This is a genomic window from Candidatus Arsenophonus nilaparvatae (assembly GCF_045346035.1).
Taxonomy (GTDB): domain Bacteria; phylum Pseudomonadota; class Gammaproteobacteria; order Enterobacterales; family Enterobacteriaceae; genus Arsenophonus; species Arsenophonus nilaparvatae.
This window is the reverse complement of sequence record NZ_CP158507.1, coordinates 667,545-691,673: the sequence shown is the minus strand read 5'-3', so window position 1 is coordinate 691,673 and position 24,129 is coordinate 667,545. Positions and strand designations below refer to the sequence as shown.

General features: G+C 39.2%; 17 protein-coding genes. 11 read left to right on the top strand and 6 right to left on the bottom strand.

Features of this window, described 5'->3' with window-relative positions; translation table 11 throughout:
- The first annotated feature begins 60 nt into the window (after nucleotides 1–60).
- The 10 genes from pdxB (at nucleotide 61) to WH390_RS03325 (ending at nucleotide 9,645) form a co-directional block, all read left to right on the top strand.
- Nucleotides 61–1,191: a 4-phosphoerythronate dehydrogenase PdxB gene (pdxB, locus tag WH390_RS03370; RefSeq protein ID WP_032114699.1), complete on the top strand. Its 1,131-nt coding sequence runs from the start codon at nucleotides 61–63 to the stop codon at nucleotides 1,189–1,191.
- A 33-nt stretch (nucleotides 1,192–1,224) separates the two neighbouring features.
- Nucleotides 1,225–2,235 (top strand): aspartate-semialdehyde dehydrogenase, encoded by a 1,011-nt coding sequence (locus tag WH390_RS03365; protein ID WP_032114698.1) that lies wholly within the window; start codon nucleotides 1,225–1,227, stop codon nucleotides 2,233–2,235.
- A complete protein-coding gene (truA, locus tag WH390_RS03360) occupies nucleotides 2,235–3,050 on the top strand; it encodes a tRNA pseudouridine(38-40) synthase TruA (RefSeq protein WP_032114697.1) in 816 nt (271 codons plus the stop codon). The genes WH390_RS03365 and truA overlap by 1 nt, the downstream gene beginning before the upstream one ends.
- A gap of 58 nt (nucleotides 3,051–3,108) precedes the next feature.
- A complete protein-coding gene (locus WH390_RS03355; RefSeq protein ID WP_032114696.1) occupies nucleotides 3,109–3,789 on the top strand; it encodes a DedA family protein in 681 nt (226 codons plus the stop codon).
- Nucleotides 3,790–3,898: 109 nt separating this feature from the next.
- Nucleotides 3,899–4,852 carry an acetyl-CoA carboxylase, carboxyltransferase subunit beta gene (gene accD / locus WH390_RS03350; protein WP_032114695.1) on the top strand — a complete coding sequence of 318 codons (954 nt, stop codon included), beginning with the start codon at nucleotides 3,899–3,901 and terminating at the stop codon, nucleotides 4,850–4,852.
- A 4-nt stretch (nucleotides 4,853–4,856) separates the two neighbouring features.
- Nucleotides 4,857–6,158, top strand: a complete 1,302-nt coding sequence (gene folC / locus WH390_RS03345; RefSeq protein WP_406850720.1) for a bifunctional tetrahydrofolate synthase/dihydrofolate synthase — start codon at nucleotides 4,857–4,859, stop codon at nucleotides 6,156–6,158.
- On the top strand, nucleotides 6,148–6,756 hold the full coding sequence (locus tag WH390_RS03340) for an SPOR domain-containing protein (protein ID WP_032114694.1): 609 nt from the start codon (nucleotides 6,148–6,150) through the stop codon (nucleotides 6,754–6,756). Before folC ends, WH390_RS03340 begins: the two co-directional genes overlap by 11 nt.
- Nucleotides 6,757–6,947: 191 nt before the next feature.
- The gene (gene cvpA / locus WH390_RS03335; protein WP_032114693.1) at nucleotides 6,948–7,451 is read left to right on the top strand and encodes a colicin V production protein; all 504 of its coding nucleotides are present in this window, start codon (nucleotides 6,948–6,950) and stop codon (nucleotides 7,449–7,451) included.
- Between the two features lie 14 nt (nucleotides 7,452–7,465).
- Complete coding sequence (purF, locus tag WH390_RS03330) at nucleotides 7,466–8,977, top strand: amidophosphoribosyltransferase (RefSeq protein ID WP_032114692.1); 1,512 nt, start codon at nucleotides 7,466–7,468, stop codon at nucleotides 8,975–8,977.
- Between the two features lie 95 nt (nucleotides 8,978–9,072).
- Nucleotides 9,073–9,645, top strand: coding sequence for a UbiX family flavin prenyltransferase (locus WH390_RS03325; RefSeq protein ID WP_032114691.1), 573 nt, complete (start codon nucleotides 9,073–9,075; stop codon nucleotides 9,643–9,645).
- Here the strand turns inward: WH390_RS03325 and WH390_RS03320 are convergent.
- A complete protein-coding gene (locus tag WH390_RS03320) occupies nucleotides 9,638–10,558 on the bottom strand; it encodes a TIGR01777 family oxidoreductase (RefSeq protein ID WP_334470207.1) in 921 nt (306 codons plus the stop codon). The two genes, WH390_RS03325 and WH390_RS03320, sit on opposite strands and share 8 nt — an antisense overlap.
- 852 nt (nucleotides 10,559–11,410) lie before the next feature.
- On the opposite strand from WH390_RS03320, the gene yfcD reads away from it, so the two are divergent.
- Nucleotides 11,411–11,965 (top strand): NUDIX hydrolase YfcD, encoded by a 555-nt coding sequence (gene yfcD / locus WH390_RS03315; RefSeq protein ID WP_032114689.1) that lies wholly within the window; start codon nucleotides 11,411–11,413, stop codon nucleotides 11,963–11,965.
- Between the two features lie 182 nt (nucleotides 11,966–12,147).
- Here yfcD and WH390_RS03310 read toward each other — a convergent pair whose 3' ends face one another.
- The 5 genes from WH390_RS03310 to WH390_RS03290 all read right to left on the bottom strand — a co-directional run bounded on the left by WH390_RS03310 (nucleotide 12,148) and on the right by WH390_RS03290 (nucleotide 24,095).
- Nucleotides 12,148–14,619 carry a toxin TcdB middle/C-terminal domain-containing protein gene (locus tag WH390_RS03310; RefSeq protein WP_052044802.1) on the bottom strand — a complete coding sequence of 824 codons (2,472 nt, stop codon included), beginning with the start codon at nucleotides 14,617–14,619 and terminating at the stop codon, nucleotides 12,148–12,150.
- Nucleotides 14,609–19,669 (bottom strand): neuraminidase-like domain-containing protein, encoded by a 5,061-nt coding sequence (locus WH390_RS03305; RefSeq protein ID WP_032114688.1) that lies wholly within the window; start codon nucleotides 19,667–19,669, stop codon nucleotides 14,609–14,611. The genes WH390_RS03310 and WH390_RS03305 overlap by 11 nt, the downstream gene beginning before the upstream one ends.
- Nucleotides 19,670–19,787: 118 nt before the next feature.
- A complete protein-coding gene (locus WH390_RS03300; protein ID WP_032114687.1) occupies nucleotides 19,788–20,651 on the bottom strand; it encodes a Tc toxin subunit A in 864 nt (287 codons plus the stop codon).
- Nucleotides 20,652–21,324: 673 nt separating this feature from the next.
- Nucleotides 21,325–21,648, bottom strand: a complete 324-nt coding sequence (locus WH390_RS03295; protein ID WP_052044801.1) for a hypothetical protein — start codon at nucleotides 21,646–21,648, stop codon at nucleotides 21,325–21,327.
- Entirely contained in the window at nucleotides 21,609–24,095 is a 2,487-nt protein-coding gene (locus WH390_RS03290; RefSeq protein WP_052044800.1) for an RHS repeat domain-containing protein, read from the bottom strand. The genes WH390_RS03295 and WH390_RS03290 overlap by 40 nt, the downstream gene beginning before the upstream one ends.
- Between the last annotated feature and the right edge of the window lie 34 nt (nucleotides 24,096–24,129).

Sequence of the window (24,129 nt, the reverse complement as noted above, 5' to 3'; positions counted from 1 at the left end):
CTTATCGAATAGTAAAAAACGATGGGTTAATTTTGATAAATATAATTGGGCATTAAATAAGTGAAAATATTGGTTGATGAAAATATGCCTTACGCAACACAATTGTTTCAAACAATGGGTGAAGTCAAGGCAGTTTCTGGGCGTTCAATCTCATCATCAGAGCTAGCAACAGCGGATGCTTTAATGGTGCGTTCTGTTACTCAAGTCAATGAAGCATTACTTAAAGAGAGTAAGGTAAAATTTGTTGGTACTGCAACGGCCGGATTTGATCATGTTGATAGGCAATGGTTAGCGCAAGCGGGCATCGCTTTTTCTGCCGCTCCGGGTTGTAATGCGACAGCGGTGGTAGAGTATGTTTTTTCCGCTTTATTGGTACTGGCTGAACGTGATTGCTTTGATTTACGAGAAAAAACGGTCGGCATTGTTGGGGTTGGTAATGTTGGCAGTCGTCTTAATGCGCGTTTAAAGGCTTGGGGAGTGAATACGTTACTTTGTGATCCACCTCGTGCAGACGCTGCCGATAATAGTGAGCAATTTTGGCCACTGGAAAAATTAGTTAGTCAGGCGGATATTTTAACTTTTCATACCCCGTTAAATAAATCTGGCCGTTATTCATCTTATCATTTATTAAATGAAGAGTTGCTTGCAGCTATGCCGGCAGGACGTATTTTACTAAATACTAGCCGCGGATCAGTTGTTGATAATCAGGCATTGTTAACAGCCTTAGAAAATGGTAAAAAAATCGACGTTATATTAGATGTTTGGCAACATGAACCCTCTATTTCCCTACCTTTGTTAGCTAAAGCTAGAATTGGCACGCCACATATTGCTGGCTATTCTCTGGAAGGTAAAGCACGCGGTACTAGCCAGATTTTTACCGCATTTAGCCAGTTTTTAGGTCAAGAACAGCAAATTAAACTAGCTGATTTATTACCTAGTGCAGAGTTTAATGAAATTACTTTTAGCGGTGAGTTAACGCAGGCAAGTTTAAAACGTTTAGTGCATTTAGTTTATGATGTCCGTCGTGATGATGCGCCATTAAGAAAAATTGCCCATCTTGCTGGTCAGTTTGATCATCTGCGTAAATATTATCCAGAACGCCGTGAATGGTCATCGCTTAGAGTGAGTTGTAATGATGTTGATGTTGCGAATGCACTAAAAATGCTAGGCTTCAATACCAAATTAATTTGATTAAGCATGCTAATGAAATTGGAGAAAACCAACATGACAGAAGGTTGGAATATTGCACTATTAGGTGCTACTGGTGCGGTCGGAGAAGCCGTATTGAGTTTATTACAAGAACGTCAGTTTCCTGTTGGTGAGTTATTTCTATTGGCCAGTGAAAATAGTGCGGGAGAAAGCATTCGTTTTAATGGCAAGCAATATACGGTTATTGATGCTCAATTATTTGACTGGACACAGGTGCAATTAGCTTTTTTTGTTGCTGGTAAGGAAGCATCCGCTCGTTATGCAGAGCAAGCAGCGCAAGATGGTTGTATTGTCATTGATAGTAGTGGTTTATTTGCGCTGGAGCCAGATATTCCATTAGTGGTACCGAGTGTTAATCCCCATCTATTGGCTAATTATCGTAACCGTAATATTATTGCCGTTGCTGATAGCTATGTCAGTCAATTGTTAGTCGCCGTTAAACCGCTAATTAATGTTGCCGGCATTCATCGTTTAATTTTAACCAATCTGTTTTCAGTTTCGGTGCATGGCAAAAGTGCAGTGGATGAATTGGCGGGTCAAAGTGCCCGATTATTAAACGGTTTACCCGTTGATAATGAACGTTTTATTAAGCAGCTAGCATTTAATCTATTACCATTATTAAGTGATGATGAAGGCTCTGCACCACAGGAGCGCAGTTTAGTTGATCAAGTGCGTAAAATTTTACAAAATGATGGGTTATCTATTATTGTCAGTTGCTTACAAGCACCGGTTTTTTATGGCAATGCACAAGTGGTTCATGTGGAAACATTACGTCCAATGACTGTACAAGAAGCCTGGCAAGAAATTGCTCAATTTGATGATATTGAGCTAGTTTGCGAGGATGATTTTCCAACTCAAGTAACCGATGCTTCAGGTAGTGATCGATTAAGTATTGGTTGTATGCGTAATGATTATGGTGCACCTGAGATATTACAGTTTTGGTCGGTTGCCGATAATACCCGGTTTGGTGGTGCTCGAATGTTAATAGAAACTGCGGAGCGATTAGTGCAGGAGCAATATTATTAATGTTGGAGAAGCAACCCCCTTTGTCGATGGCTAAAATTGCGTTAGGCATTGAGTATGATGGTAGCCATTATTATGGCTGGCAGCGTCAACAACAGGTAAAAAGTATTCAAGCTTGTTTGGAGTTCGCGCTAACAAAAGTTGCCAATGAATCTATCCACGTTTATTGCGCCGGGCGCACTGATGCAGGTGTGCATGCGACTGGTCAGGTTATCCATTTTGAAACATCTGTCATACGTAAAGATTCTGCCTGGACGATGGGGGTTAATAGTTACTTACCATCCGACATTGCAGTACAGTGGTGCAAAATTGTTGAGCCAGATTTTCATGCTCGTTTTTCTGCCACCGCGCGTCGATATCGTTATATTATTTTCAATCATCGACTTAGACCTGCGATATTAGCCGCAGGCGTAACGCATTACCATGTCCCTTTAGATGCGGAAAAAATGCATCTTGCCGCTCAGGCATTGGTTGGGGAGCAGGATTTTACTTCATTTAGGGCTATTCAGTGTCAATCTAAATCACCTTGGCGTAATATAAAGCATGTTCATGTCAACCGTTATGGTGACTATATTGTGGTTGATATTAAAGCTAATGCCTTTGTTCATCATATGGTACGCAATATTGTTGGTAGTTTGCTGGCAGTAGGGTGTGGTGATCAGGATATTAGTTGGGTAGCAGAGCTTTTAGCATTGAAAGATAGAACAAAAGCGGCGGCGACTGCAAAAGCAGAGGGGCTCTATTTAGTTGCTGTCGATTATCCGGCAAAATATAAATTACCTACAACGATCGTAGGACCGCTTTTTTTACCAGAATAATGAATTTAATTTTGCGTTTAATTACACAGCGCTGAAGCTGTCAACTGTTGGATTTTTTATGGAATTTATTACTTTTATTATTGATTTTATTATACACATCGATCTTCATTTAGCTGAGCTGGTTGCTGAATATGGTATTTGGCTATATGCCATTCTATTTTTGATAGTATTTTGCGAAACTGGATTAATTGTTACGCCTTTTTTACCGGGTGACTCCCTATTATTTGTTGCTGGGGCATTAACGGCACTGGAGAGCAATGATCTTAATGTTCATTTAATGGTAGTATTAATAATTATTGCAGCAATTATTGGTGATGCGGTTAATTATACTATTGGTCGTTTATTCGGCGAGCGTCTATTTAGCAATCCTAATTCAAAAATTTTTCGACGGGTTTATTTGGAAAAAACACACCAATTTTATGAAAAACATGGTGGTAAAGCGATTATTTTAGCTAGATTTATACCTATTATTAGAACGTTTGCTCCATTTGTCGCAGGGATGGGAAAAATGTCATATCGGCATTTTGCTTTTTATAATGTGGCCGGGGCTTTAATATGGGTTCTATTATTTACTTACGCGGGTTACTTTTTTGGTGATTTGCCAATTGTTCAGCAGAATTTAAAATTATTAATTGTGGCAATTATTTTAATTTCTATTCTGCCGGGTATTATTGAGATTTGGCGTTATCGTCGATCATCAATAAAAGAAAAACAGGTTGTTAAACCAAAAAATAGATAGTCATTAGCAGGTTTGATCAGTTTTTTATCCACTATGCTTTGTCATTGTGGTTTAATGATTAACATAATAATGAGACTGATAATGTAATTTCAGACAGAAAGGTCTATTAATGAGCTGGATTGAAAAGATTCTTAATAAAAGCAATATTAGCCAGACCCGTAAAGCGAGTATCCCTGAAGGGGTTTGGACAAAATGTGATAGCTGCGGGCAAGTACTCTATCGCGCTGAATTAGAAAGTAATTTAGCCGTATGTCCAAAATGTGATCATCATATGCGTATTTCGGCCCGTCAACGTCTGGCCTCTTTTCTTGATGAAGGAACCACGGCTGAATTAGGTAGTGAATTAGAGCCGAAAGATATTTTAAAATTTCGTGATTCCAAGAAATATAAAGATCGCATATCAGCAGCACAAAAAGCGACACATGAAAAAGATGCTTTAATCGTGATGAAAGGCTCGCTTAAAGGTATGCCGGTCATTGTAGCCGCTTTTGAATTTGCTTTTATGGGCGGCTCAATGGCTTCAGTTGTTGGTGCACGTTTTGTGCGTGCGGTAGAGCAAGCACTGGAAGATAATTGTCCGTTAGTTTGTTTTTCTGCCAGTGGCGGTGCTCGCATGCAAGAAGCATTAATGTCCTTGATGCAAATGGCAAAGACCAGTGCGGCACTGGCGAAGATGCAGGAACGAGGGCTTCCCTATATCTCAGTACTTACCGATCCAACTATGGGCGGTGTATCAGCAAGTTTAGCCATGTTAGGCGATATTAATGTTGCTGAACCTAAAGCGTTAATCGGCTTTGCTGGTCCTCGGGTTATTGAGCAAACGGTTCGTGAAAAATTACCACCAGGTTTTCAGCGCAGTGAATTTCTGATTGAAAAAGGTGCGATTGATATGATTGTCAGACGGCCTGAAATGAGGGACAAATTAGCCGAAATACTGGCGATGCTTACCCATCAAACCGTTCAAGATGCAAGTCAAATTGATGTTATTACCTTAGTTGACGATGATCTGGAGCCACCCTATCGTGAGAAACCCGAAATTGACAACAAATCAGATCAAAAATGAGAAGATATCTGAACCCTTAATGATACCAGAGGTAACCTCTTCTTTAGCTACCTGGTTAACTTATTTAACCCAGCAGCATAGCAAAATTATCGATATGGGGCTTGAGCGGGTTGGTGTCGTCGCTCGACAGCTGGATCTTTTATATCCCGCCCCGAAAGTCGTTACTGTTGCTGGCACTAATGGTAAAGGAACGACTTGCCATACATTGGAATCTATTTTAATCGAAGCAGGATTAAAAGTCGGCGTTTATAGTTCTCCTCACCTGTTAGATTATACTGAGCGCGTTAGGATCCAGGGTAAAATGTTAGCTGAAGCTGAATTTTGTCGGGTTTTTGCCGATATTGAATCGAAACGTAGCACAACAACGCTGACCTATTTTGAATATGGCACCTTAGCTGCTTTACAGCTATTTAAACAAGCTAAACTTGATGTGGTTATTTTAGAAGTTGGTTTGGGTGGACGGTTAGATGCAACCAATATCGTCGATGCGGATATTGCTGCCATCACTAGCATTGCATTGGATCACATTGACTGGCTTGGTGGTGATCGTGAACAGATTGGCTACGAAAAAGCCGGTATTTTTCGCTCAGGACGCTATGCGGTTGTGGGTGAACCGGATATGCCACAGTCGATTAATCAAGTGGCTCAAACCTTAGGGGCAAAGTTATTTCGTTATGGAGTAGATTGGCAATTTGAGCTACAAAGTGATCATTGGCATTGGCGATCCCATGATCACGATTTTAAACAGTTACCTGTGCCAAATGTCCCACTGGCCAATGCTGCAACCGCATTGGCAATTATTGATTGTTTAATCAAACAGGGTGATGCCATTGGGCAGGCGATATCATTGTCTGCTATTCAGCAGGGATTGATTAAGGCGAAATTACCGGGACGTTTTCAAATTATCTGCGAGCAACCTTGTGTAATTTTAGATGTTGCGCACAATCCCCATGCGGCAGCTTATTTAGCCGATAGACTAGCTCGCTTACCCAGGCAGAAAAATACTAAAGTTCATGCCGTTGTAGCGATGTTAGCCGATAAAGATATAAAAAGTACTTTATCTTATTTGGCTGCGCAGGTTGATAAATGGTATCTCGCTTCATTAAGTGGGATACGCGGTGCCGATGCAGCGCAATTAGCGCAGTATGTTGAATCGCCATATCAATTTGCGACGGTCAAAGATGCCTGGTTGCAGGCTATGGCTGAGGCTGACAAACAGGACATTGTGTTGGTTTGTGGCTCATTTCATACTGTTGCAGAGGTTATGGAACTGCAGACAAAAGAGGAAAGTTTAAGTGGCCAGTAAGTTTCAAAACCGTTTGGTGGGAACGATTGTTATTGTTGCAGTTGGTGTTATTGTATTACCCATATTATTGGATGGTAATAAGAAATATAATGAGACTGAATTTGCAGCGATCCCTTTGGTGCCTAAAGCCAGCGATGAATATGAAATTGAACCTATTGCGCCGATTAATCCGAAACCACTAGCGGCATCTTCTGCAGAAGCCATGATTTCTGAGGCCACTTCTGATTCGAAGGCCAAATCAGCAGATAGTCTGTCCGCTCAGCAACAAGCAAAGTCTAAACCAGCTGTCAAAGTTGAAAAACCCGCGCTAGTGCCAGAACATATCACTAAGTCAAATGAGAAAACTCAAGCACCGCAGGCGCGGGCTTATGTTATTCAGTTGGCAGTACTGAAAAATGCAGCAAAAGTGGAAGAAATTATTGCCAAATTACGTTTATCTGGCTACCAGGTTTATACCGAGCCATCATTACCAATTAATGGTCAATTAACTCGAATTTTTGTTGGCCCAAATGCTTCGAGAGATAAATTGCAATCCAGTTTGTCGGAATTGAAAGATTTAACCGGCTTACAGGGGCAAATACGCGGTTATAAACCGTAAAATGGGTATGTACTAATAGATAAAACATATTGATACTAAACAGTTATATTAATTATTCCTGCGGCGATCATGATTTATCTTTGCGCCGCAATTTATTGCTACTTTTCAGCAAAATATCTAACGCAAACGTTTTCGTTTTCTGCTAGAATGCGTTCGACCATGCTGAATATTTAATTTTTTGGATTAAAATTATGGTTTGGATTGATTACGCTATTATTGCCATTATTTGCTTTTCGGCCTTGGTTAGTTTAATTCGTGGTTTTGTACGGGAAGCTTTGTCACTTATTACTTGGGGTTGTGCTTTTTTTGTTGCCAGCCAATTTTATCCTTATCTGGCGACTTATCTCACTCGCTTCGATGACACGCTGATTAGAAATGGTATTGCGATTGCAATTTTATTTATCGCCACTTTAATTGTGGGTGCGGTAGTCAATTATGTGATTAGCTCGTTAGTTGAGCGAACAGGATTATCAGGTACTGATCGCGTGTTAGGCGTCTGTTTTGGTGTATTACGCGGTATATTAATTGTGTCGGCAATCCTGTTTTTCCTGGATACTTTTACTCCCTTGCCAAAAAGTGAAGATTGGCAACGTTCTGAATTGATACCCCAATTTAGTCATATTATTAGATGGTTTTTTGATTATTTAAAAAATGCGTCAAGTTTTTTACCTGAAAATATCACTCCGTTTGGTTGATAAGGAAAAAGTAGATGTGCGGTATTGTCGGTATTGCTGGTTTTACACCAGTTAACCAATCAATTTATGATGCGCTAACAGTGCTTCAACATCGTGGGCAAGATGCTGCAGGTATTGCAACAATTGATGAAAATAAACAATTTCGCCTACGTAAATCGAATGGCTTAGTAAAAGATGTATTTGCTGCTCGCCATATGCTGCGTTTGCGGGGTAAAATGGGAATTGGCCATGTGCGTTACCCAACCGCGGGTAGCTCCAGCGCTTCCGAAGCGCAACCTTTTTATGTTAATTCTCCTTTTGGTATTACATTGACCCATAATGGTAATTTGACCAATGCACATGAATTAAGAAAAACGTTATTTGAAACGGCTCGTCGTCATGTAAATACTTCTTCAGATTCAGAAATCTTGCTCAATGTGCTTGCCCATGAATTGGATCAATTTGATCATTTTCCGCTGACTGCAGAAAATATTTTTACCGCTATTGCTGCGATGCATAACAAAGTTCGTGGCGCTTATGCTTGTGTTGCAATGATTATTGGCCATGGTTTAGTGGCGTTTCGTGACCCATTTGGTATCCGCCCTCTGGTACTGGGTAAGCGCACATTGGAAGACGGTCAAAATGAGTACATGGTTGCTTCGGAAAGTGTCGCTTTAGATACCCTTGGTTTTGAGTTCTTGCGTGATGTCGCGCCTGGTGAAGCGATTTATATCACTGAACAGGGAGAACTTTACAGCCGGCAATGTGCAGAAAATCCACAATTAACCCCTTGTCTGTTTGAGTTTGTCTATTTAGCCAGACCAGATTCTTTTATCGATAAAATATCGGTTAATAAAGCTCGGTTGCGGATGGGGCAAAAATTGGGCGCCAAAATTGCCCGTCAATGGCAGGATTTAGAGATTGATGTTGTGATCCCGATCCCTGAAACATCTTGTGATAGCGCACTGGAAATAGCTTATATTTTGGGTAAACCCTATCGCCAAGGTTTTGTTAAAAATCGTTATGTGGGACGTACTTTTATCATGCCAGGACAGCAGGAGAGACGCAAGTCGGTACGTCGTAAACTGAATGTCAATCGAGCCGAATTCCGTGGTAAAAATGTTTTATTAGTCGATGACTCTATTGTGCGCGGAACAACCTCTGAACAAATTGTTGAGTTAGCACGCGAAGCTGGGGCCAAAAAGGTCTATTTTGCTTCGGCATCACCAGAAGTTCGTTTTCCGAATGTTTATGGTATTGATATGCCGTCCGCTAATGAATTGATTGCCCATGGGCGTGAAGTGGATGAAATTCGTCAACTTATTGGTGCTGATGATTTAATTTTTCAGGATCTTACTGATCTGATTGCCGCTGTGAGGGAGGAAAATCCTGATATCACCACTTTCGAGTGTTCGGTTTTTAATGGGGTTTATGTTACCAAGGATATTGATCAAGCTTACTTGGATTATCTGGAAAATCTGCGTAGGGAGGATCAGTTAAAAGAACATAATGAGATTGAAAATTTGGAAATTTACAACGAAGGCTAACTTGTTGTTATCGTTTGAATTAAGTTAGACTTTAACGGATATCGTTAAGCTGACAATACTGAAATCTATTTTATCGTTATTATTGAGCAAAAATGATGCAGAGAATAATTATCGGATTGACAGGCGCTAGTGGTGCAATTTACGGTATTCGTTTACTTGAAGTTTTACGTTCTGTTGCTGAGATTGAAACACATTTAATTGTCAGTGCAGCAGCTAAGCAGACTATAGCGCTGGAGACCTCTTATCGCCTACGCGATGTTCTAGCAATGGCTGATGTTGTCTATGAAGATAGAGACATTGCTGCGGCGATTTCTTCTGGTTCATTTATTGCCTCCGGTATGATTATTATGCCGTGTTCAATAAAAACGTTATCTGGTATTGCCAACAGTTATAACGATACATTAATTACGCGGGCGGCTGATGTGGTTTTAAAAGAGAAGCGTAAATTAATCTTGGGTGTCAGGGAAACACCTTTGCACCTAGGTCATTTGAGATTAATGATGAATGTCATAGAGATTGGCGCGATAATTTTTCCACCGATGCCGGCCTTTTATCATCAGCCAGAAACCGTACAGGACATTGTCGATCAAACTGTCAATCGAATATTAGATCAATATGGTATCACCTTACCACAAACCTTATTTACTCGTTGGCAAGGTATTAAGTAATGGTCTCTTGCGACGTAGTTAACAGTAATGACTCGAGTGCTTCTTTTAATTCAATATAGTGAAATTTAAATCCAGCTTCTTCAAGACGCTTTGGAATCGCTTGTTGCCCACCTAACATTAATGCTGCAGATTCGCCCATAATCGATTTAATAACAAATTCTGGCGTTCTAATCACTGCCGGACGATTAAGTACTTCGGCCAGTATTGCACTGAACTGATCATTATGCACCGGGTAGGGTGAAGTAATATTAAACGCACCAGATAATGAAGGTGACTCAAGCAGGTAATTAATCGCATTGACAACGTCATCAATATGGATCCAGGGAATATATTGTTTGCCTTTGCCGATTGGCCCGCCTAATCCGGCTTTAAATATCGGTAACAATTTCTTCAGTACACCGCCTTCTTTCGCCAGTACCACTCCGGTTCGTAGCAAACAAACGCGTGTTTTATCACTTTCAGCTTCTAATGCCAATGATTCCCATTTTTGGCATAGTTGGTGAGTGAATTCGGCATGTGGCATATCGGATTCAGTGACAACGCTTTGTCCCTGATCACCATAATAACCAACTGCTGAACCAGAAATAAACGTTTTTGGTGGTTTTTTACTGTCGTTGATCAGTTGGCTTAAGCGTTCTGTCATTTTCCAGCGGCTTTCACACAGAATTATTTTTTGTTCCTTAGTCCATGGTTTATTTGCAATAGGTTCACCGGCAAGATTAATAATGGCATCGAAACCATCAAGATTATTAATCTCATTTAAGCTTGTCAGACAATCAACATGTCGACCAAATAGGCTGTAAACTTTTTGGCATGATCGACTCAATACGGTGATAGTATGGGAATGTATAACCAGTTGTTGAACAAGTCTTGAGCCAATTAAGCCGGTACTGCCAGTAATAAAAATCCGCATTCTCACTCCGTGGTTTTCAATAATGATATAAGTAATTATAGTATTGATATTTAAAGAAACAGCAGATCATTAGACTGTGAATACAATCAATAAACTGGCCAGTAAAATTGTCGCCGATTTGTTGTTTAAAAACTTCATTAAATATGGCTAATTAATGTTATTTAACACTTTAAATGTTAATTTTTGGTTAGCTTATTGATTAATTAAAACTAAAAAATGAAATAGTGAGTTATATAATAATCATATATTCATATTTCTTGTAAGACTGTTAAATTAATGCTAAAAATCATATTAACTAAGCTTATTTATTTTAATTTTTTATGAAAAGAGATTTATATTCATCAATAAATTAATTGTAACAATAAGTTGTTATTTTACAGATTGTTAATATATTAAAAGTAAAGGTAGGATAATAGCAATATTTTATTAATTATTGTTGATATTAGTTGTTATTTATAAAAAAACCAGCCGCTAGATAAAAGTAATTAATATTAAAATGGCTAATATATATCAGTAAATTTTCATCGTTTTATTTAGCGGCTAAAATTAGTATATCTTGTTTTTATATTTTGCTAACTTAATGCTTATTATCATTTTTGCTTTATATTATAAAAAGAATTGATGTGATTTTATGAGTAATTTAACTGTTAATTTCAACTATCCCTAGGCTCAGCGTAAAGCCTTTTGTATCTGCTAATAACAGGCTATGCTTATTTAAGCTGTAGTAAAAAAACAGGGTGCAAAAAGTGCGCCAATGGCTATCTAATTAAGACTTAATTTGCATCAGCAAGTTACTGAGTTTAGACTCAAGTAAACAGATTGATGACCGCTTAAAAATGAGAAAGGTTCAAGATGGGACGAGTAATAAGCGAAGTAGTCAATGCAGAATGGATTGATATTGTTGACGATAAAAATAAAGTGATTGCTCAGGCGACACGCCAGCAGATGAGAGCAGAGAATTTGTGTCATCGTGCAGCTTATATTATTGTGCATGATGGTATGGGTAAAATTTTGATCCAACGTCGTACTGAAATGAAGGATATTTATCCTAGTTTACTTGATGCAACCGCTGGCGGTGTTGTTACCAGTGGTGAAGGTATGCTGGCAGCAGCCAGGCGAGAGGCAGAAGAAGAGTTGGGGATTGCCGATGTACCTTTTGCCGAGCATGGGCTTTTTTATTATGAAACAACACAATGTCGGGTGTGGGGTGGTTTGTTTAGCTGTGTCAGTCATGGCCCGTTTGCATTACAGGAAGCGGAAGTGGAATCGGTTTTTTGGTTGACGCCAGACGAGATTAATGCCCGTCGTCATGAATTTACCCCTGATTCACTGAAAGCCTTGTCACTTTGGTTATCCCGCAATAATAATGAGTTGCACAAAACCAAATTATGCCAGAAAGTTGATTAAGTTTTGATGAGCAAAAATAAATAATGGTAAAGTAGTAGTGATAAGATTTAATCAGCAGTAATTTATCAATCTATTTGTTGATAATATATAATAATATTATTTTGTAATAAAAGTCTTATATTGCAAATTATAGCATATTATCTTGTTATTTTAGATAATATGCTATCGGTTTAAATAAATTATTAATTTGTTATTTCAGCCGCCGTATCATTTTCATCTTCGCTAACCGTCAACCAAGGATAGTATTGTTGGCGCCGCTGATAGCCTTTAGCGGTAACCGTTCGTGTTTCTCGCCCTAGCGGATCATAATAATGGGTGTCGGCATAGTAGCTATCACGACCGCTATCATCGAGAATATAATGCCAGCTATTACTGAAAAAAGGTTGATATTGGCGGACAACTAAGCCCTTGTTATCATACTCTACTCGACCGGTTACTGCCCATCGTGAGCTGGTGAGAGCCTGTTTTGCCTTACCGAGTTTATTTTTGGCTAAACGACCATCTTTGGTCACAATATAAGCATCACCAGCGGGTACCCGTAATGCAGTTTGCAGAGACCTGCCTGCGCCATCAATAAAGTTGATCTGTTGTCGCTGCTGTTGTTGCTCATCAGGATAATAACGATCGGTAGTGACAGTTAAAACATAGGGCGGTTGCCTTTCAGCATCATCTGCTAACTGTACTTTGTCGACTGGCGTATTGCTATTACGTAACCAACGTTGGTAGCCAATAACATTGACATAACCTTGCTCATTGACAACTTGGTTATATTGATGCTGTGAATTAGTGATTGCTGAGACAAAATCTTTGGTTGCTGGTTTCATCCACGCTGCTGGTGCATAGAAGTAAAATTGTGCAACCGGCTGTGGTGTTGGCATGCTTAAAGCCGCGTCAATTGTGTCCGGTGGCATAAAAGGAACTTCATCGGGAGGCGGAAATCCGGCTGGCTGTCCTTCTTCTGTACCCCATATTCGACTGGAAGAGATGCGCCCAAAGGCATCAAAATCGACATAACTAATATTATCATTAATATCTTCAATGCGATAAGGCATAAGAAAACGGTAATCATAATCCGCTTGCGTATAGAAACCAGCGGCATCAGTAGTGCTTATTACGACGCAGTAATATTTATCCCATTGATAATTGGTTGCGCCGGTTAATAATGAGTGTCGCTGGCGATAAGGATAATAAAAAGCCTTTTCATCATAATATTCACTATAGTTAAGTCGTGCGACCCAGATATTGGCAGTTTCTTCCCCTGGACGTGGGAACAGGTATTTGGTTTTGATATAACCCGCATTGGTTAAATATGCTTCAATTTGACTTGTGCTAAGTACTGGTTCAAATGCGAGCAAACTTTGCTCATCCAGTTCGGCCTGCTCAGTAAAAGCGACTAAAGCTTGGATTGTCGGGATTTCTACTAGTTTATTATCGCCACCCTCCAGGTAGTAAATTTTACTTTGTCCGGCATATTCTCGCGGTGTGTTTTCACTCAAAATACCATCAGGATTTAACAGCGATTCAAGCGAAAATCCTTCAGCTGGCACATCGCTGGCAGGTAAGGTGATTATATCTGTCCGCTGTATATCAGCAATATTTAATCGCCACTGTTCTGGTGTTTTTAAATTGTGATAGCGGATTTGATTTTCGCTAATGCGTAATAGTAGTTGTTGTGGATCGTAACTCTGCTCAAAAGCACCGTCTGGCAACCAGATGGAGGGAGGAATTATACTAATGGGTCGACGTGGATAGTTGATGGCAACATTATGTATTATTGCCCCATTATCATCAAACGCAAGAGTAACGTTTTGGCTATAAAGCGGATCTTCAGCAATACGTTCATAATTGTAATCCCATTGCTCTAATGACATGGGGGCCATTGCTAAGCCGGTTTTGCGCGTTGTCACCGCCGGAATTTGCCTAACCTGATAACGGTAATAGGTAACGGTGTAAGGATTTTTGGCGTCAGCGGCCTGATCTAAACCATAAAGTTCACTGCGCAGTGGACTGCCTTTTAATGATCGATAAGCCCAGAATCGTTGCTGTTCATCCGGAGAGATAATTGGTACATCTTGGCCTTGCTGGTATTGGGTAAGACGGGTTTTACCGGCTGGAAATGCTTGTTTATCCCCTTGCCAGTATTCTGACGCGAAAGCTGCTTGGTCATCGATATTGCCGATATGAAACCATTGTCGTAATAATGACGGCATACTACGTTGGTCGGTATTGCCTTTTGCATCTTGAGTTGAATCGATAATATCAAGCCGGCCAAAGCCACGGAATTCGCGCTCTATACCATCATACATACCATGCATATAATCAACACTTTGACTAAAACAACTCATGGTAATTTCGTCAAGTTGGTTAATTTTATTGAGCAGCTGAATCGGGAAAGGTAGGTGGCTGGCATAGCTTTTATTTTGTTGAATTGCTTGCTGTTTTTCATCCAGCCAAAATTGCACTGAACTGCGATAGTAAAAAGTGGTATCGCTGCCACAATTATTATTTTGTTGATTGAGGAGGTAAGGTTTTTGGTTGGCTAAATCATAGCGCCAATGCTTTTGCTCCATATGCGGTATACTCAAGATCAAACTGGCGACGCCTAAGCCTTGGATATCTGCAATCCACAATTGGCAGGTATCATCATAAGCCACACCGTTTGGCAGCGGTATGGTTATCGGTGAGGCGAAGCTCTTGCCACTTGCTATTTTTTTCTGGCTTAAATATTGATGGTTCTATTTGTTTCGCGGCATCTTTTAGCGTTGGATTTTGCCAACTTGTTGGTAAAGAAGGTTCATCTTCACCCATCAATTCTAACGCTTGCACATACCACATTTTTGCTTCCGCTAAGGTATCTCGCTCTAATTGACGATAATCCTGATCACCGCGTGCGATCAGTAACTCTATCATATTCATCAAAGTGGATAACTTATAATGCATCGGATCAGCTTGCGCAATTGCGTCGGGATCGGTGATATCTTCAGGTACTTCATTCCAACTGGTATCCTCTAGCAATGGACGCGTATTCCAGTACTGATTTTGTCGTCCGTTATTATAACCGGCTGAGCTAAAAATAAATTTTAACCAGCTGGCTGAATCGGCAAAATTTTGTTCTTGCAACAGACGCTTCATCACCAGTATCGGCACGTAATAGAACAGTTCCCAAAAATAGAGTGCATTGGCACCGGCAAAGTCCATCGGTTCGGTTTTATTATCTCCTCTAGCAAAGAAGCTTTCGACATTATCAATACTTTCTAACCCTGGGAAGGTTCCACCGTTGTAACTGGTATCCAATTGCCACTCTTTTTTGCCTGGAATTTTTTTGAATAAAATTCTATTCTGTTTGCCTTTTTGGTATTCCGCTTCTAGATAGAGATTATCTTTATTACCATGGGCATCATTATAACGATTAAGAAAGCAGGTTACGGTGGTTGGCTGGTCACTCAATTCGCCGGTATAAAGCAGTAATGAATCACCACTCTCCCAAATATCAGCCTCTCTCAGTTTAAAGATTTTATTGCTGCCATTAATCGCTTCATCATAGGGTTTTAGGGTTAGCGTCACTTGCACACCAGTACGTGGCAGGGCAGGTTCTGGCATATATTGGGTATCAAGGCTTAATAAGGTATCTAGTCCACGATCTGCGCGAGCAGTCAGTTCTTTAGCAAATAGAGTATTGAGCCGGACTTGATAGATACCGCTATGCTTTTGCGGTTGGTCAGACTGATAAGTATCACTGAGTCCACCTTCCATATATTGTGCTTTATTAATTGCCGTTTTTAGTAATAGAGGTTGGGTGTCACCAACGACTTTGCTTTCGACGGGAATTAGGTGGCTAACGGAACCCATATCACCACCATCGCGATCAGCTACACTTACCGTAAATTCTACAGAGAGTGTTGATGGTAATTTATTTAGTTGAAGATTCCAGGCTTTATCAGGTAAGACTAATTGCCAATAAAAATCATCTTCAATGATTTCTTGGGTCGCTTGAATAGCACCATCGAATCTTGCTGTCAGAGTGTATCTATAAGGCCTTTGGATAAGCATTGATGATACCGGATTGCCGTTAACTTTGAACACCTGACCAAGATTTTTCGCATAAATATCAAAGATAGATTGTTCATCGGTTGGCGTGACATAGTCTATTTGCAAATTGGCGTTGTTAGCCCGGAAGGGTGGCAGTTCAATTCCCACAAAGCTACGTGAAATTGTGGATGCTGCTTGGGGTGAATTGGTATAACTGGTCATCTGGTATTTACCGGCATGTTCACCCTGGGTTTGTTTAAATATGGCGGTCAGAAGATTGGTGGAGGTTGATGGCAGGGTGTAGTATTGAATTATTACCTGGCCAAATGGGGTTAATGAAAATTGGGTATCTAACGCGTCGAGCAGGGCGTCCAGATTGGGATCACCCGTATTTAAGTAGTTGTTATCTTGCCCTTTGGCTTCAATACGGACAATCACACCCCGCAAGTAATATTGATTATTAACGGTATCTTTTATCAGTGATAATTGGCTTAAACCTTGCGATAACGGAGCAAGGCCGTTGGGTATCTTTGCTGCAACGGAATGGGAAGTGGCGATAATATTAGTCGGAACCTGGACAATATAGCTTAATGGTGCGGGTACACTTAAAGCTATCGTCGTATCTAACTCACGCCAAATAACTGATAGACTAAGGAAAAATTCTGTCTGTTTATCATCGTTATTGATTAGAGTAAAATCTTGGTTAATTGTCCATGACTGCCCTTTGGGCATAGAGTCTTTATCATATTTTGGCTGTTTGTGGTACAAGATGACCAACATATCTTTTTGAGTAAGATCGTAGGTAACAAATATACCTACTTGCTCATTAATGGTTGGCTTATCTTTATTTAAAAGAGTAAGAAGTTCATCATTAATATCTAATGTGGTATAAGTAAACGGCGTGCTCCAATTGCCATCGTACAATAAATGGGAATGTTTTAAATCATAAGTGTATTCGGGGATAGTCTCTTGCTTGGTTTTTTTCGGCGTATCTTTTTTCTCAGCATTGATTTGCCGCTGTTCTAGCCAAAATAGATATAAGCGAGATTTATAGATAACTGGCCGAATAAGATTTCGATACGGTTTGGCAGACGCGGTAATGGCTTGCCACTCTGTCCAGGCATCAGCCGGAAATCCTTGGTTAATAAACATATCATGATTAACTTTACGCCAGGAATAATTGGGCGAAGCTTCTTGGCTGGCACCGATAAGATAGGTGAAACCTTTTTGCACATCTAATTGGTCATGGTAGCCACTAATCATGGTTAAATTGGCGACCAACTCAAAATCGGTCAGGTAGCTATGGAAAGCCTGCTCAACAATATCGCTGGTTAACTGACTTTGATTAATCGCTTGTAGCAGCTTATTCATCATCTGGGTTTGGCCGATCCTTTGGGTCGGATTGATATAATTTTCTGGATAGTAGTCCAGTTCCCTGATGCCCGCCCAGCTACTATAGCGGCGATTATATTGTTCCCAATCTAGGAAAAATGGCCGTTGCAGGGCAGAGTAATTTACCCCAACCTCATACTCTGGCTGCTGAATACAACGATTAATGTAGAGTTGCACACTCGCCATGGCCGCCGCTATCTGACTGGAGATGACTTGATAACTGTCTTGGTTATCAATCAACAGATAGCCATACAATTGGTCTCGGTTGTTGAGTGTCAGATTTTTATCAGCGACATAGGCCAGATAGTAATAACATTGAGCGCGACTGAGGTTTTCAGCCAGAATACCGTTCACGGTTTTGAGTTGTGACTTGTTAAGGGCATTTAACAGGCTGGTGGCTAAAGATAATAAAAAGGGATTCAAATCGGGCTGAATTGGGATGGTAATATTGAGCTCTTGAGACAATTGGTCAATAAAGGTTGTTGTTGGATATAAGTCGCTTTTTTGTTGATATGAATATTTTTGATTAACAATAGGTTGCTGATTTTCACAATTGTAAATTGTAATTTCATTAGGTATTTTTAATGTTGTCCAATCTATGTATGTGGTGAGTTCATATTCATTTTCACTGATCTTTTTCGCATCCCCTAAATATTGGATGCCCGATGTTGTTTCATAAGCCCAACCATATTGTTTATCTTGATTCCAGTCAAAAATCTTGGCCTTGATTTTAAATTGATTATTCCCTAACGGATAAAGTAACAGGATATAGCCAGGATTTCTTTCTGCATTATCCAAATACCATAATGCAATATCATCATTATTGCTAATGATAGCAGCTTGATAACTATAATCTCCTGATGCTGGATTGTAATCTCTTGTTAATGCAGCAATAGCATTTGTTAATCTCTCAATGGGAACTTGGGTTTGTAGTTGTAACGAAGACAATGTTAATGGGTAATTATTAGTGGGATCGTATAAGCTGCCAACCACTGTGGCATCAACCGCTAGCGTTTCCCCTGCCTGATACCACTGCTGAATAAATAAGCCTTGTTGGACATCGCTAACTATGGTATCGCTGGTGGCAAGTTTATCAACTTGCTGAGCAGCGGCGGTATATTCGTCAACTGGGGCATTAATCGCTTTTGCCAGCATGCTGACGGTGAGTTGATCTTTACCCAATGAAGTAATGGCGACGGGTGCTTGTGTCGCCAATAGGATGGTCCAGTCGTGGAATTGAGTGATAAATTGTAAATTGTTTACCGTTAGATAAACTTTGGTTAACGCTTTTTTCAAGTGCTCTGGTTGGTTTACAATCAGCGTGACTTCAGCCAGTGATAGCTTAAACAGGTTGGTTATAAGCGCTAGTTGGGCAATCCGATGGCAATAACGGATGGCTGTTGGAGTGAGAGTAAAGGGTTGATCAATGTTAATGTTACTGATTTGTTGCCAAAATTGATTGGTGTCTAGGTCTTCAGGACGAGTTTTAATATTATCCAGCCAAATCAGTAATTGGTAGGCGATGTCTGCTGACGAAAGCGCTAACTGGGAAGCAAAATAGGGTGCCAGCGCGGTTTTGAGCGCGTTATCTGATAAATTTGGATCATCCAAATTACTTCTTAGCGTAATAATCAGATTTTCAATTTCAGGTGATTGATTGGTATCGAAATTATCTGTCGTTAATGCGACTAAGCTGGCGACATTAAGATTCTGTTTATTTAGCCATTCGACGGTGGTATTAAGTTTACTAATTAACTCGGCAGATGGAATATTTTTATAGTTAAGTAGGTCAAGTAAGATAGTTAATTCAGCAACTGTGAGATGAAAAGCAGAAGTCAGTAGATAAAGTGAATAAAAAACGCTGGTTGTTGCTAGATCATTTTTACAATAGTTATCGTCTTTAAAAAGCAGCAACATTTGATATAACTCTTGGTCATTAACCGCAAACGCTTGCTTCAAGTTCGATTTAAAGATGTTTTGGGCGCTGGGTGCAATGTCGTAATCTTTATCGTCTGGGACGAATTTTTGACCATATAAAGGCGGGTTATTAAATAGTTGGTCGTATTGACTAAGCTCCTCATTAACAGCGGTTTGGCTAATTTTTTGACCGGCTAATATCCGTGCTTGTGGTTCTTTAATGGTATCGTATTGTTCATATAGTTTTATTTGCAAAATTTCAGTTAAGGTATCATCTGTGACGTTACCATTCCTGTCGTCCACTAAATTAAGTAGCGTGAGTGGCGTCAGTTGAGTGGTTTTGTGCAATAAAACAATTTTATGCACTTTTAGTAAATGTTCTTTAAGCTGCTTTTCCGTCGCATCTTTATTAGGTAGTAATAGTTCAAAAAAAATCAGGCGTTAAATCGTAATGTTCTGCTAGTGTAACCGCTGTGGTCAGGGTTTATGGTGGAATGGTGCCAAACACTTTTTGGTATTCAGCGTCAAGATTATCTGGAGTAATTTCCGTGGTTAATAGCGTGTAAATCGGCGGTGATATTTTTAAATCGGTACATAAGATAAAGATTTCATCGGTATTAGCCGGACGATTTTCCGGCTGAATTAATTGCGCCAGCATGACATTATGGTTTTGTAAAACCTGCTGAATAACATCGGTGTAATAATAATAGGGGCCATCAGGATTTAACGTATCTTTAGCCAACGCGTCGAGAATTTTTTGTTTATCGTTATCACCGATTTTTTTGCCAATTTGAGCCGCTAGTATTTGATTGGATAAGGTTAGCGTGCTTACTGGTGTATCCATATTGTCCTGACTCAAAACCAGATCGGCTAAGTCAGGGCGACGATTGTCGATAAAATAGAGTGAATTTACCGGATGCAGTTTTTGTGCTTCGCGATAAAGTTTTACCAGATAAGCGGCTGGTGAAAACATGGACGCGATATCACCTTGATTGACAAAATCGCTATCACGATCGGGAATAAAATCGTTACTGTAAAACATGGCTTCGTCATACTGCAGTTGTTGCGCTTTTGCGTTGCTAAAATCTGTCTGTAATTGAGTCGCGACCAGATGTGTTGATTGTTTTGGAATGGCCTGGCGGGTGATTTGTTGCCGGTATTGAGCATTATTTTTTTCCTGGATCTTTTTGGCTTGGGCTAACAGTTGGTCACAATCCTGCAAACTTAATTGATTATCGGCAACTTGATAAAGTTCTTCTTTAGCGTAATCAGCTAGCTCACTGAATGATTTAACATTTAATTTATTAATAATATTCTTAATGGAATTTTCGTTAATTTGGTATGACATAAAACCCTCACTTATATTAGATGGCTCTATCGTTGTTTTAAAGAAAAGGAATATCTTTCGATGGAATATAAAAATCAGATGTGATTATTTATATTCATATCTTTTAATTTATTTTTATTGATTAGGATTAAATTTAAAAAAATCATAACATACTTTATTTTTAAAGCTAGTATTTTTTATTTAAATTTATAATAAATATTTTTTAGTAAAATCAGTTAATTATGCGATTTATGGATTTAGCTTGGTGATTATTTTTATTTTAAATTATCGCAGGAGTTCATTTTTATTAGAAATGAGCATTTAATAATAAGCAAAGGGTAAATTCATATTGGTTAATTATTTTTTGTTGTAATTAAAGATAATAAATTATGTGTCATTGAATAAAAGTTTTTTTATTTATTAGCTGAATCGATTAATTGTCGCCAAATTATTTTAACCGTTATTTTTATTTTTTATTGCATCTTTAATTTAATAAAAAAATTTAATTAATCAGTATCATTTAACTTTAATTTAAATTTAAATTTAAATTTAAATTTAATCAGAATTAAATTTCACTATTTAAGTGGCAATGTAAATGAATAAAAATAGATGATAAGTATGCTTTATCTAAAATAAAATCACTTATTTCAAAAGCAATAAGTGATTTTGTGTATGTTAATTATTGGTTTATTGTCTACATGTAAACATTATTTGATCTATTTTTTTCATAGATACGCTGTGCTCTTTGATAACTGATATTTGCAAGTAAGGGATATTCGTCTAAGTACATGTTTTTGGCATATTCAACCCAATCAGTCTCACTTTCAAATAAACCTACAGCGTAATATAAATACTGAATTGCTTCTTCTTGAGTTTCTGGGGCTCTAGATGCAGGATTTTTGGTAAATTCTCCTTTATCGATTTCGATATCTGAGGCGCGCTCGATACGTTTTATGTAATCATTAGCAATATTTTTTGTTAATATTTTGGTTTTTTTTGTAATGCATTTGTTGTCCATTTAGCTAAGTCAGAAGTTAGATTTTGTAAACAAAAAGTCTCAGAATTTATATCTCTTTCAAGATATGGTTTAAGGAAAGAATACATGTCTTTACTCTCTCTTGTTTGGTTAACAAGATCTTTAGGAGGACGATTAAATCCTTTAGTCGAAATTAATATTTGTTTACCCTCTGATAAAGAGCCTTCTGGTTGAAGATCAATAAAAAAGGTTGAAAGTTTACTCATTGTACTTTCAAATCTACTTCCTGTTAATGCTCTTGCGCCCCCTCGTCCTTCTTCGATTAAATCAACTAAACGTTCAATAACAATGTTTAATGGTTTTTGGGAGGCTGTAGTATTTCCACTACTAGTTGAGGGTTTAGCTTCTGCATTACTATTTGTTGTTTGGTTATTTTTTTTCTTCCATGGCCAGGGCATTAGACCATGTATATCTTTGTTATTAACAGGATTATTTCTTACCATGCGATAGATATTTAATCCATCAATGATATCTGCGGGATCTGGATTTAACCACCGCCCAACCCATGGTTGATAATAACGGAAGCCATAATAATATAGCCCAGTAGCATCCCGTTCTTTGCCTGAATAACGATAGGTTTTATAATGGTTTTCAAGCTGATTTTCAGCCGCCCACCAGGCAGTGCCACCAAAGGGGAAAAATTCTTCTTCACTACTCAATTGGCCATATTCATCTAACTCTAAAATGCAGCTGCCGATCTGATTATTTATACTATAGCGTAACGCATTATTGCCGATTTCTGCTGGCGCATCTTGCTCACTAGCCCAATGCAATACGCACAAATTTTCTTGCATAATGACTGTTCGTAGGGATTTGCGCTGTTGTGATTGATCATCTGTTGTTTGTAGATCATGAGTAATTATCTCAATTCCAGGCAAATAACAACAGGTTTCAATGTGGCTTACATTGCTAGCTAGATACTGCTGCTGTTTGACCAGGCGTATTCCCTGGCTGTCATAACAGTAGATTTCACTATCATTTTGCCCTGTTTCCCGGCTAATTGGGACAACTGCAGCCAACTGATTTCGACTATTCCAGCTTAAATTTTGGCCAATTTGCAACTGAAGCTGATTGCCAGCGGCATCAAAGTAATCGTCAATTGGTAAGCTTGGAGTTGATGGAAAAAAAGAGTCAGCTAAAGCATGGTTACTGGTGTCAGAAGCATAAATATGCTTTGTCCACTGACTAGCACCTTGATGTTTTATGGTCGTTAAATTACCTGAAGCATCATATTGATACTGGCGAGTATAAGGGGTGCTTTGATAGGCGGCGTCAGCAGGTGAGGTAAGAAAACGTTGAGCAACAGGGGGGCGGTTGGTTAGGGATTCTCGTCCAGTCGCTTCGATGAGCTGATAGAACGTATCATAGTGGTACTGATTTTCGGCAACGGATTTTTGATTATGATAAAAACGGGAGGCATGAGCATCATTCTGGATAAGGATAATATTACCAACCGGATCATAGGTGTAGCGTAAATCCTGAAAAGTTAAATAACCCAAAGGATGATCTGCGGGACGGTAGGTTTTTACCATTAATAGATAACCTGTTTCAGCTTCATAGGTATAATCAGTTACTACGCCATTACCCAATATTTCCTGTCTGATTTGTCCACTAGCCGCGTAATCAGCCGATTGTAAGACAATTTTTAGCGGTTGATCTTTAATTTGCAATAAGCGTGCAATTAACTGTCCTGCGCGGTTATAACTCTGTTGTTGAATGTTACCGTCAGCATCAATTTGTTGTAGTAAACCACCTTGAGTATCATAGTCTTGGCGAGTAATAAAATTTTCTGGGGCGATTTTTTGTTGCCACTGTTGTTCTGTACCCTGCCAATCGCTTTGCTCAGAAAAATTTAGCAATAGTTGGCGTTGCTGAATTTGAAGATATCCTTGAAGGGTAAAACTTTGTTGTTGTTGACAGCCGGCGGTATCATAGTGACGAATGACTTGACCGCATAAATTATATGCTTGGCTTTCTGGTGTTGCTGGTGCATAAATAAAGCGTTCACGGATCTGTGATGGTTGATTAGCGACTTGCTCATCGATAGCAAGTAACCTGCCTATAAACGGTAATTCAGCCGATTCATATAGCCAGTTACGCTGAGTATGTCTTGCATCTTGTTGATAAAAAGATCGTCCTTCAATGTCGTTTAAGGTGAATAAGTCACCACTGTCCTGGCTCTTAGTATGGATGATATTGCCTGTTAATGATGTTTGATAAAGAAAATTGGGGATAGTAAGTCGTGGATCTTGTTGGGAAAGCGGGTTACCGATAGCGGAAAACTTTTGTTGGGTCAGACGTATTTCTGGGGGATTTTCGGTCGTTGTTCGATAAAATTCTAATGTTCGAATTGCTAAGCCCCGGTTATCTTGTACTTTGATAGTGGGAGTTCCTTGATGAATTGAGCTAGAAGAGGTAGAGATAGACATAAAACCTCCAATGTTTAAATTAAGAGTATTAATG